The organism is Phyllobacterium sp. 21LDTY02-6, from assembly GCF_023554255.2.
Lineage (GTDB): Bacteria > Pseudomonadota > Alphaproteobacteria > Rhizobiales > Rhizobiaceae > Phyllobacterium.
The window spans coordinates 61,613-72,113 of sequence record NZ_JAMJWD020000007.1; the positions used below are offsets into that span (position 1 = coordinate 61,613).

The following is a 10,501-nucleotide window of genomic DNA, read 5'->3' on the forward strand; positions in this document are numbered from 1 at the left end:
CCTCAATAGGCCTTGGCGGCGTCGAGTATGCGGAACTGCGCCGTGGTCGAGCCATTCCAGTGGTTGAGCGAAAGATTGCCGGCGACGTGCAGGGATTGCCCGAGCTGGTTGAAGAGAAAATCGCCAAGGGCAGCGCCGCCGGCCCGAAAGGCGATGGCGCTGAGCTTCTTGCCGTCGGCCCCGACCAGCGTCGCCTTGACGTGGTTGGTGCCGATGGAGCGCGCATCCTGCAGCCGGTGATGCGGCAGGACGAGGACCGGCTGCGGATGGCCGGAGCCGAACGGCCCGGCGCGTTCCATCATCTCGAACAGGGCGACGGTCGCCCCTGAAGCGCTCAAGGCGCCATCGACGGCGAGCGACTGGTTGCTGCGCAGTTGCCCGACCATTTCGGCGGCATTCTCCTCGAAGAAGGCCCGCAGCGCGCCCAGTTTGTCGCGCTCGACGGTGATACCCGCCGCCATCGCATGGCCGCCGCCCTTGACCAGCAGGCCGCGTTCCACCGCGGCGCGCACGAGCCTGCCGAGATCGAAGCCATTGATGGAGCGCCCGGAGCCGCTGCCGACGCCATGGGCGTTGAAGGAAATGGCGAAGGCCGGCCGGCGCGCCTTCTCCTTCAGCCGCGCCGCGATCAGGCCGACAATGCCCGGATGCCAGTCGTCGCTCGCGGTGACGAGCACGGCCGGGCCGCTGGCGGCCGACATTTCCAGCATGGCCTCGGCTTCGGCCTGCTCCAGCATGATCGTTTCCATCGCCTGCCGTTCCTGGTTGAGCCGGTCGAGCTCCTCGGCGATGCGCATGGCCTCGTTGGGATCGTCGAGCGTCAGCAGCCTCGCACCGAGCCCGGCATCGCCGATACGCCCGCCGGCATTGATGCGCGGTCCTATCAGATAGGCGAAGTGGAACGCATTGAGCGGCTCGCCGATCCTCGATACGCGCGCCAGGGCGGCGATGCCGGCATTCTGCTGCGCCCGCGCCACCAGCAGGCCCTTGACCACGAAGGCGCGGTTGAGCGCCTTCAGGGGCACGACATCGCAGATCGTCGCAAGGGCAACGAGATCCAGCATGCCGAGCAGATCCGGCGCCAGCACGGCCGGCGAAGCGCCGGTTTCCCGCAATAGACGCTGCGTCTGCACGAGCGCGAGGAAGACCACCCCGGCGGCGCAAAGATGGCCCTGGCCGGAAAGATCGTCCTCCCGGTTGGGATTGACCACCGCCAGCGCCGAAGCGGGCAAGGCCCCGCCGACCTGATGGTGGTCGAGGACGACCACATCCGCGCCCGCCGCCTTCGCCTCATCGATGGCGGCCGCGCTGTTGGTGCCGCAATCCACCGTGACGATCAGCGACGCATGGCTGGCGAGTTCGCGCATGGCCGCGGGGTTCGGCCCGTAGCCTTCGAATATCCGGTCGGGAATATAGATGCGGTTGGCGACGCCGTAATGCGTCAGGAAACGCGACAACAGCGCCGAGGAACAGGCGCCATCGACGTCATAATCGCCGAAGATCGCCACGCTCTCGCGCCGCGCCACCGCCTGCGCCAGCCGCCCGGCCGCCTTGGCCATGTCGGTGAGGCTGGCCGGATCGGGCATCAGGCCCTTGATCGTCGGGTCCATGAAGGCAACGGCATCATCGATGCCGACGCCCCTGCCCGCGAGGACGCGGGTGATCAGATCGGGAAAGCCATGGTTCTGCGCCATGGCAAGGGCAAGGTTCGCCTCGCGCTGGCCGAGGCGATCCACCCATTTCAGTCCGGTGGCGGACTGTTCAACGCCGAGAAAAAGCCGTTCAGACATCATGCAGCGTTGAACCATCCGCTGGCGCGGAATGCAATGATTCCCTTACTGGAACTTGCTCATATCCTGATGTTTCGCCTTGATCTCGCGCACGGTCTGCGAATGCGAGCGCATGACGACCGTATGGGTCTGGATATAATCCCGCGCGAACTTGACGCCGGAGAGCATGTTGCCATCGGTCACGCCGGTCGCGGCGAAGAGCACGTCGCCCTTTGCCATCTCTTCCATCGTATAGACCTTCTTCGGGTCGGTGATGCCCATCTTGGCGGCACGGGCGACCTTGTCGTCGCTGTTGAGCTGCAGGCGCCCCTGCATCTGGCCGCCGATGCAGCGCAATGCCGCCGCCGCCAGCACGCCCTCAGGCGCACCGCCGATGCCGATATAGATGTCGATGCCGGTCTCGTCCGGATCGGTGGTGTGGATGACGCCGGCGACGTCGCCATCGCCGATCAGCCGGATCGAAGCGCCGGTGGCGCGTACTTCCTCGATCAGGCGCGCATGGCGCGGCCGGTCCATGATGCAGGCGGTGATCTCGCTCACCGGCACGCCCTTTGCCTTGGCAACGGCATTGATGTTCTCGATCGCGGGCGCATCGAGATTGACGATGCCGGCCGGATAACCGGGTCCGACGGCGATCTTTTCCATGTAGACGTCCGGCGCATAGAGCAGATTGCCCTTCTCGGCGATGGCGATGACCGCCAGCGAATTCGGCAGGTTCTTGGCGCAGATGGTCGTGCCTTCGAGCGGGTCGAGCGCGATATCCACCGCCGGGCCGCTCCTCGTGCCGACTTCCTCGCCGATATAGAGCATGGGAGCTTCGTCGCGCTCGCCTTCGCCGATGACCACCGTCCCGGCTATCGGCAGGCGGTTCAACTCCTGGCGCATCGCATCCACCGCAGCCTGGTCGGCGGCCATCTCGTCGCCCCGGCCACGCAACCTTGCGGCGGCCACGGCGGCGCGTTCGGTCACACGCACCAGCTCAAGGGTCAAGATACGATCTAGGCCTGCATCGGTCTGGTCAGAAGTTTTCGGCATAATGATTCCTGCGTTCGTTGGAGAGCCGGAAATTCAAAGGCCCCGGCTCCGGTAAGCAACTTTTGGCAAAGTCGCATCCGCGCGGCAAGGGCCAGCGGCCAAGAAAAACCGCTTGCTCAAAATCCTAATCGATTAAACCGTCGACGGGCTTTTCAGCCTGCCCGTTCGATGCGGATCATCTGCGGTTTGTCGGCCACATGACCGTCTTTCACGATGCCTTCGAGCGCCTTCTTCACGGCTGCTTCGGTGGTCTCGTGCGTCACCAGGATGACGGTTTTCAGCGCGTCGCTCGCGGGATCGACGCCCTGCCGCTGCACGATCGATTCCAGCGAAATATCATTGTCCGCCATGCGCTTGGCGATTGCCGCAAACACGCCCGCCCGGTCGTGCACCGTCAGGCGGATGAAATAGCCGCCCTCATGCGCCCGCATCTTGGCTCGCTTGTAGGGCGCAAGCGCCCGGGCCGGCGTGCCGAAAACCGGGCCATGCTGGAAGCCGGGCCGGCTCTTGGCGATATCCGCAAGATCGCCGATCACGGCGGACGCCGTTGCCAGCCCGCCCGCGCCGGGTCCCGAAAGCAGCAATTCGCCCAGAAGGTCGGTTTCGATGGCGACGGCGTTGGTCACGCCGTGAACCTGCGCGATCACCGATTCAACCGGAACCATTGTCGGATGCACGCGCTGTTCGATGCCGCTTTCCGTCTTCAGCGCGACGCCGAGAAGCTTGATCCTGTAGCCGAGTTCGTCCGCCGCGCGAATGTCGGCGAGGGAAATATTGCTGATGCCCTCGAGATAGATATCGTCGGCGGCAATCTGCGTCCCAAAGGCGAGGCTGGTCAGGATCGCCAGCTTGTGCGCGGTGTCGTTGCCCTCGATATCGAAGGTCGGATCGGCTTCGGCATAGCCGAGGCGCTGCGCATCCGCCAGGCAATCCTCGAAGGAAATGCCCTCGTCCCACATGCGCGTGAGGATGTAATTGCAGGTGCCGTTCATGATGCCGTAGACGCGCGAGACCCGATTGCCGGTCAGGGATTCGCGCAGGGCCTTGATCACCGGGATGCCGCCGGCGACAGCCGCCTCGAAATTCAGGAGCACGCCCTTTTCCTCGGCGATGCGCGCCAGCGCGACGCCATGCTTGGCGAGGAGAGCCTTGTTGGCGGTGACGACATGGCGCCCCGAGCGCAACGCCGCCTCGACCGCGCCGCGGGCCACGCCCTCGTCGCCGCCGATCAGCTCGATGAAGACGTCGATATCGTTGCAGCGCGCCAGCTCGACCGGATCGTCGAACCATTGCGCCGAACTCAGGTCCACGCCCCTGTCGCGCTTCGCATCGCGGGCGGAAACGCCGGTCACCACGATCTGCCTGCCGCACTGCCGGGTCAGCATCTCGCCCTTGTCCTGAAGGATCTTGACGACGGAGGCACCGACTGTACCCAATCCGGCGATTCCTACGCGCAGCACTTCACTCATCATTCATTCCTTGAAATTTCGAGCGGCGCCGGACAGCGCCGCGATATCACCCAACCCTGCGTCAGCGGCGCAGGTTCAGCGGGATGACGTTGTGCAGCTTTTCGTCCGCACTTGCAAGAAAGCGCTTGATGCCGCGCGCCGCCTGGCGGATCCGGTGCTCGTTTTCGACGAGGGCGATGCGGATGTAATCGTCGCCATGCTCGCCAAAGCCGATGCCGGGCGCAACCGCCACGTCGGCATGTTCGATGAGGAGCTTGGAAAACTCCAGCGAACCGAGGCTGCGGAACTTCTCCGGAATGGGCGCCCAGGCAAACATCGTGGCGGCGGGAGCCGGGACATCCCAGCCGGCGCGGCCAAAGCTCTCCACCAGCACGTCGCGCCGGTGCTTGTAGACCGAGCGCACTTCGGCGATGTCCGTACCGTCGCCATTGAGGGCAGCGGCAGCCGCAACCTGGATGGGTGTGAAGGCGCCGTAATCGAGATAGGACTTGACCCTCGTCAGCGCCGAGATCAGCCGTTCATTGCCGACGGCAAAACCCATGCGCCAGCCGGGCATGGAGAAGGTCTTCGACATCGAGGTGAATTCCACCGCGACATCGATCGCGCCCGGCACCTGGAGCACCGATGGCGGCGGCGAACCGTCGAAATAGATCTCCGAATAGGCGAGATCGGAAAGGATGATGATCTCGTGCTTGCGCGCGAAGGCGACGACATCCTTGTAGAAATCCAGCGAGGCGACATGCGCCGTCGGATTGGACGGGTAGTTGAGGATCAGCGCCAGCGGCTTCGGGATCGAATGCCGCACGCCCCGCTCCAGCGCCGGAATGAACTTGTCGTCCGGCGCTGACTGGACCGAGCGGATGACGCCGCCGGACATGATGAAGCCGAAGGCATGGATCGGATAGGTCGGATCGGGGCACAGCACCACATCGCCCGGCGCGGTGATGGCCTGGGCCATGTTGGCGAAGCCTTCCTTGGAGCCGAGGGTCGCCACCACCTGCGTATCGGGATTGAGCTTCACGCCGAAGCGGCGCTCATAATAGGCCGCCTGAGCCCGGCGCAGGCCGGGAATGCCCTTTGACGCCGAATAGCGATGCGTGCGCGGATCCTGCACCGCTTCGCATAATTTATCGACAATGCCCTGCGGCGTCGGCAGGTCCGGATTGCCCATGCCGAGATCCACAATGTCCGCACCCGCCGCTCGGGCGCTCGCCTTCAGGCGATTGACCTGTTCGAAAACATAGGGAGGCAGGCGGCGAACTTTATGAAATTCTTCCATATTTCGGGGTCCGGTAAAAAGAGTTCAATGCGCGTGCGCTATACACCGAATCCCCGCACTGGTCGAGCAATCATTGCATCCACGGGCCACGGAGATCGGCCTCCCGGTCGGCAGCGGGGCGCAGCGCATCCCGAACGCCGGCCGGGACGCAGAAATCCTATGGATTTTAACCCCGGTTGCGGAGTAGATTACGGTCAAAGGGACCGAAGATGAAACACCTCAATCACAAGCTGAATTGCCCACGGTGCGGAACGATCTATCTCGACATTCCGGACAGCGTCACCGACGAGACGCCGATCCACTGCAGCGAATGTGGCGGCCTGATCGGGCGATGGAGTGAACTGGAGCGCGATTTCAACCGCCAGGGCGGGCAGAACGGCGTCTTCGAGATGAAGGACGGCCAGATCCTGCGCAAGGTCTAGCGGCCGGAACGCACCGCGGCAAACTTGCCACGCCCCTTGATGGACGGCGATTCCACTCATGATTCCAGCAACTTGGGAAGACAACGCCCCTGCCCCATTGGCCCGGCGCAGGCGCTGAAACCGCAGCGCTGTACTGATCTCAAATCCCATTTGCGCCGGTAGCCGGGACGGCGTTCAGGCCGGCCGGACAAAGGTCGCAGTTCCCCGGGCGGGGAACAGTCGAGTATCGATTTTTGAAGAGGAAAAGTGGCGCGAGTGACGGGGCTCGAACCCGCGACCTCCGGCGTGACAGGCCGGCACTCTAACCAACTGAGCTACACCCGCGCACTTTCGTACCGAACAATTTGTCCGGCGTGAGCGGTCGTTTAAGGGGTTCGCGGGGTGGTGTCAAGCGGAAGCAGCAAGGAAAAATGCGATTGTGAAAAACTAATCCAACAAATGTTCAAGCGGCGATATTTTCCCTTGCCAAGCCGGCCTGAAACCACTAAACGCTGCCCACACACCCTTGAGGGGGCGATTAGCTCAGTTGGTAGAGCGCTTCGTTTACACCGAAGATGTCGGGAGTTCGAGTCTCTCATCGCCCACCATTCGATCCCACCATTCGATCCCATTGAAATCGACTGACTGCAGGCTGACCGCGTCGATTGCGGCTCAACCCGCATGTTTCGTCATGAGGTCCCGACGGCTTTCCTTGCCTCGGCTTTCCCGTCCCAGAGCGGCATTCCGAGCGATTTGGATACTTCCGGGTCGGTCGTATAGACCGGGAACCCCTTCTCCAGCAGCCTGAGCAGCACTTCGCTGTCGGTTTGCACATGGGAGCGGGAAAGGTTCGCGTCATTATAGATATGGCCGGCGGAATTCGGATTGATGCCGGTTATGATGACCGCTGACGCCCCATTATAAAGAGCGAACAGGACGGCAATCACTCCATTCGAACATTTCGAATAAGCGTCCAGCTCGAACATCTTGATACCGCTCACCTTTTCAATGAGGGCGATGCGCTCGTATCGATTGACGATCCGCAGATCCGCATATCGGTAGTCGAATGTTTCCAGCTGCTGCTCGAGACGCTTTCGTCCCTCGCGCCATAGAAGCACATAAAGCACGCCCGTGCGCTCGCCCTTGAGTACACGTCGGACATGCTGGGCATTCGTATTGGTGCCGTCGAGCTGCCGGCGCTGCATCAGCGTGATATCGGGCACGTCGATGCCCCATGCTTTGGTGACGGCCTGCGACCCATTGATCGTTATGACACGAAACCTGTCGTCGAAATCCGCCGGCAAGTGCGACACCGGCGCTGAACCCACCACCAGCACAGGTCCATCGAAGCAGGTCGGCGCCGTGGGCGGCGTGGACCGACGAAGCAGGTATTTCAACTTCCTGAATAGAAGCTTCGTCGCCTCCGCCAGCGTTTCGCTCATTCACCCATCTCCAGCTGCCTGTGCAATCTATTCACAATGCCTCCTGTTAAACCTGCCCGCCCAAGTTGCACTCAGCGCGTACGTATGGCAAGTCTACGCGCTCTTGCCCGTCTATTCACCACGTCTATCCACGCAGCGACCGCTAAGCATCCACGAGAAAAACACTTGAAGAGAAATATCCGGCTGGTGTCATCAAAATCAGAAATCGCGTTTCCCTATCCAGCGAACGAAAGACAGCGTCTGGAGCCAGCTTCACGGACAGTGACTCACAAGCTTCTCAGCCGGTGGCGAACCTTGAGAACCCGGAAGAAGCCGAGCGGAACGCGCCTGATACCACTCAATCCCGACGGGATCAAACCGCTCGCTGCTTCCGATATACCCTTGATATTCCTGACGCGGAACAGCCTGCGCTTTCTGGAGTCCTTTTTGACCCATTACCGCGGTCTTGGTGTCACGCGTTTCCTCTGCGTCGACGATCAATCCACTGACGGCACCCGCGAGAAGCTGCTGAACGAGCCCGATGTCGATCTTTTCGGATCCGATGTCCGCTATCGCGAGGCGAAAGGCGGCCTGATGTGGCGCGAGGCTCTCGTTGGCCTGTACGGGACGCAGCGCTGGTATCTGAACGTCGATTGCGACGAATACCTGGTTTATGGCGGCTGCGAGACGAAGAAGCTTCCCGAGTTTATCCAACGCCTCGAAGCAGCCGGGATTCTCCATTGCCCGGCACCGATGATAGACTTCTACCCGGAGGATTCCATCAGCTCCGCTGTCTTCGACGGTAGCAACAATTCGATGCCATGGACCATCGCCAACATGTTCGACCGGAGCGGCTATCGCCTGTTTCGAACCAGCTCAGGCATGATCATGTCGGGCGGCCCGCGCGACCGGGTTCTGGGGCGTCCTGCGATCCATGACGAACTGATGAAATATCCGCTCGTCTATGTCGAACACGACACGACGTTCAGCGTGAGCATACACAAGCCGTGGCCATTCACGCGAAACTTTTCCCCGATCGCCGGTTCGCTCCTGCATTTCAAGTTCTTCAACGAGACCGAAAGTCTGATCAAGGAAGCCATAAGAGATAATCAGTATTACAAGGGCTCCCGTTCGTATAAGAGCATGTTGAAGGCCCTGGATGAGGGGAAGCTTGTCAATCTCAAGTCGGACATCTCTGTCCATTATGAGAACTCCCGGCAACTGGAGCAGCTGGGATTCTTCAAGACGCTTTTCTAACCATCGAAACTCTGATCGCGATATTGGTTAGGGGGTACACATCATGAGATTTCCGCGTATCGAGATGCTGACGAAAATTCGCAGATCGATCGTCTATCGCCTTGGGCGGTATCGGCCGCCCGCACATCCCGTCAGATTCGATGGACCCGTTGTCGTCGTCGGCTCGGCTCCCGTATCGAACGTTCCGGAAGGCTTCGACAATCGATATTTCGTGATTTCGGTAAACGGCTCGCAGGTTGTCGCCGGCAATTGGGGCGTCCAAAAACCCGATGCGACTTTCATGCAGTTCAACCAGATCGAAGGGCAGACCGTAAACGCCCAGCAGGTTCGAAAAGTGCTGCGTGGCAGACAGACCGGCCTCCTTTATGTCGTTCGCTGGTCCAAAAGCCTGGAACAGCTTCGGCAGGGATTGGCCGCATTCAATTATTCCTGCGACGAGCTGCGCATGCTGAACCGCTACGGGCGCATGGCGCTCTATGAAGCGGTGGTCGGCAAGCTCAATCTGGAAATTGACGACGACATGAAGTTTTCCAACGGCATCACGGCTGTTCTGTACGCTATTACCAACGGCGCCCAGGCGGTGATCATCACCGGAATAAACCCGTCTTCATCCGGACATGTCTACAATGACGCCAACCTGAAACGTCTGCACGCCGGTACCGACAGGCAGATATTGGAATTGCTCGTCGAGCGTGGCTATCGATTGTTTACGGCCGATGCGGAGGTGGCAAAGGAATGCCGCATCCCTCTTTGGACTGCCGAAACTGCAGCGGCTGGACATTCGGCAGTGGATTCAGCGCGCTGATATTGAAGCCGGCCTGGTATTCCAACCGGTCGGCTGGAAGCTGGTCCGGGGCCGTTGCCCCGGACTGCGCAAATCTCAACTCAAATGGGTTTCCAGCCCGGATGCAGCGCATCTGCCTCGGCACGCCATTCATCGCCATAATCGACGTTCTGCCAATCCTTGAACCAGGGTCCGCCATTGGTGAAATGAACGGCGTTTGGATAGCCTTTCTCCGGCTTCTGGTTCCAGCCTTCCAGCCAGTTCCACTCGACCGGAACTTCACCGATTTCCTCGTCTTTGGCCCATTGCATGCGGTGCAGATATGCGCCGCTTTCCCTGTTGATCAGTTCGGGCGTCAATTGCCGCGTCGAAGGATGCTCGCAATTGAACAGCATGAACGACGACCAGTTCTTTCTCGGATAGTTGGTCTGGATCTGGCCATCCATCTTGGTGCCTTCCTTTGGCGTGTAGTCATGCTTGACACAGACCACGGCCTTGGATTCATCCCGATATTGCAGCAGTTGCGCGACGTCGGAGAAGAAGAGGAAGTCGCAATCGCAGAACAATGCCCACCCCTTGAAGCCGGCGAGCCAGGGGGTATAGAAGCGAGAATAGGTGAATTCCGTCGACGCAAGCGGATCGATTTCGCGCGAATAGGCGCCGGACTCGACAAGCTCGTTCAGTTTGATCGGTTTGACGCGAACCGGAATAGTGGCGTGCTTCAATATCGTACGTTCGGCGACCTCGAAGGCAATAGGTTCCCGTGAGTCCCAGCCGACATACACGTCAAGTTCATTTTGCATCAGTGCCTCGCTTCAATGCTAGAATCGGATGACCTTATGACAGAATGCCGGGAAAGAAAACTTCGTCCCAGGCCGTCCCTGCGAATCCCCCGGGGGCTTCATTTACGTCCTGATTGCGCATCCTAAGCCCGTCAAAAGGCATAAGGCTACCATTACATTCAACTTTCCAGACATTTTCCGTCCCGTTTGAAAAGTTCGACGATGGTTTGTCAAGCCGGAAGTCTTCGTCAGCCGGATCGGACCGTGAAACCCTCATGATGCC

General features: G+C 60.7%; 9 protein-coding genes and 2 tRNA genes. 4 read left to right on the top strand and 7 right to left on the bottom strand.

The genetic code is table 11. From position 1 onward, the window contains the following. Positions 1-2: 2 nt before the first annotated feature. The 4 genes from recJ to M8997_RS20620 form a co-directional block, all read right to left on the bottom strand. Positions 3-1,793, bottom strand: a complete 1,791-nt coding sequence (recJ, locus tag M8997_RS20605) for a single-stranded-DNA-specific exonuclease RecJ (protein WP_250018029.1) — start codon at positions 1,791-1,793, stop codon at positions 3-5. Between the two features lie 42 nt (positions 1,794-1,835). Then, positions 1,836-2,825, bottom strand: coding sequence for a class II fructose-bisphosphatase (gene glpX / locus M8997_RS20610; protein ID WP_250018030.1), 990 nt, complete (start codon positions 2,823-2,825; stop codon positions 1,836-1,838). Positions 2,826-2,977: 152 nt separating this feature from the next. Then, the gene (locus M8997_RS20615) at positions 2,978-4,294 is read right to left on the bottom strand and encodes a homoserine dehydrogenase (protein WP_250018032.1); all 1,317 of its coding nucleotides are present in this window, start codon (positions 4,292-4,294) and stop codon (positions 2,978-2,980) included. Between the two features lie 61 nt (positions 4,295-4,355). Next, positions 4,356-5,573 (bottom strand): LL-diaminopimelate aminotransferase, encoded by a 1,218-nt coding sequence (locus tag M8997_RS20620; protein ID WP_250018034.1) that lies wholly within the window; start codon positions 5,571-5,573, stop codon positions 4,356-4,358. A gap of 209 nt (positions 5,574-5,782) precedes the next feature. On the opposite strand from M8997_RS20620, the gene M8997_RS20625 reads away from it, so the two are divergent. Then, positions 5,783-5,995 carry a hypothetical protein gene (locus tag M8997_RS20625; RefSeq protein ID WP_250018035.1) on the top strand — a complete coding sequence of 71 codons (213 nt, stop codon included), beginning with the start codon at positions 5,783-5,785 and terminating at the stop codon, positions 5,993-5,995. Between the two features lie 247 nt (positions 5,996-6,242). Here the strand turns inward: M8997_RS20625 and M8997_RS20630 are convergent. Further along, positions 6,243-6,319 (bottom strand) — tRNA-Asp (locus M8997_RS20630). A 187-nt stretch (positions 6,320-6,506) separates the two neighbouring features. Here M8997_RS20630 and M8997_RS20635 point away from each other — a divergent pair. Then, a tRNA-Val gene (locus tag M8997_RS20635) sits at positions 6,507-6,582 on the top strand. A gap of 81 nt (positions 6,583-6,663) precedes the next feature. Here the strand turns inward: M8997_RS20635 and M8997_RS20640 are convergent. Continuing rightward, a complete protein-coding gene (locus M8997_RS20640) occupies positions 6,664-7,416 on the bottom strand; it encodes a membrane-anchored protein (RefSeq protein WP_250018037.1) in 753 nt (250 codons plus the stop codon). Positions 7,417-7,500: 84 nt separating this feature from the next. Here M8997_RS20640 and M8997_RS20645 point away from each other — a divergent pair, with 84 nt between their 5' ends. Both M8997_RS20645 and M8997_RS20650 read left to right on the top strand, forming a co-directional pair. Beyond that, the gene (locus M8997_RS20645; protein WP_256473417.1) at positions 7,501-8,652 is read left to right on the top strand and encodes a glycosyltransferase family 2 protein; all 1,152 of its coding nucleotides are present in this window, start codon (positions 7,501-7,503) and stop codon (positions 8,650-8,652) included. Positions 8,653-8,932: 280 nt separating this feature from the next. Continuing rightward, positions 8,933-9,457 carry a membrane-anchored protein gene (locus tag M8997_RS20650; RefSeq protein WP_250018041.1) on the top strand — a complete coding sequence of 175 codons (525 nt, stop codon included), beginning with the start codon at positions 8,933-8,935 and terminating at the stop codon, positions 9,455-9,457. An 80-nt stretch (positions 9,458-9,537) separates the two neighbouring features. Here the strand turns inward: M8997_RS20650 and M8997_RS20655 are convergent, their stop codons facing one another. Then, positions 9,538-10,239, bottom strand: coding sequence for a glycosyltransferase (locus tag M8997_RS20655; protein ID WP_250018042.1), 702 nt, complete (start codon positions 10,237-10,239; stop codon positions 9,538-9,540). Positions 10,240-10,501 lie beyond the last annotated feature (262 nt).

What these genes read in the sequence shown, in the direction of transcription:
- recJ (WP_250018029.1), bottom strand. Translation starts at nt 1,793, where the DNA reads ATGATGTCTGAACGGCTTTTTCTCGGCGTTGAACAGTCCGCCACCGGA.
- glpX (WP_250018030.1), bottom strand. Translation starts at nt 2,825, where the DNA reads ATGCCGAAAACTTCTGACCAGACCGATGCAGGCCTAGATCGTATCTTG.
- M8997_RS20615 (WP_250018032.1), bottom strand. Translation starts at nt 4,294, where the DNA reads ATGAGTGAAGTGCTGCGCGTAGGAATCGCCGGATTGGGTACAGTCGGT.
- M8997_RS20620 (WP_250018034.1), bottom strand. Translation starts at nt 5,573, where the DNA reads ATGGAAGAATTTCATAAAGTTCGCCGCCTGCCTCCCTATGTTTTCGAA.
- M8997_RS20625 (WP_250018035.1), top strand. Translation starts at nt 5,783, where the DNA reads ATGAAACACCTCAATCACAAGCTGAATTGCCCACGGTGCGGAACGATC.
- M8997_RS20640 (WP_250018037.1), bottom strand. Translation starts at nt 7,416, where the DNA reads ATGAGCGAAACGCTGGCGGAGGCGACGAAGCTTCTATTCAGGAAGTTG.
- M8997_RS20645 (WP_256473417.1), top strand. Translation starts at nt 7,501, where the DNA reads ATGGCAAGTCTACGCGCTCTTGCCCGTCTATTCACCACGTCTATCCAC.
- M8997_RS20650 (WP_250018041.1), top strand. Translation starts at nt 8,933, where the DNA reads ATGCAGTTCAACCAGATCGAAGGGCAGACCGTAAACGCCCAGCAGGTT.
- M8997_RS20655 (WP_250018042.1), bottom strand. Translation starts at nt 10,239, where the DNA reads ATGCAAAATGAACTTGACGTGTATGTCGGCTGGGACTCACGGGAACCT.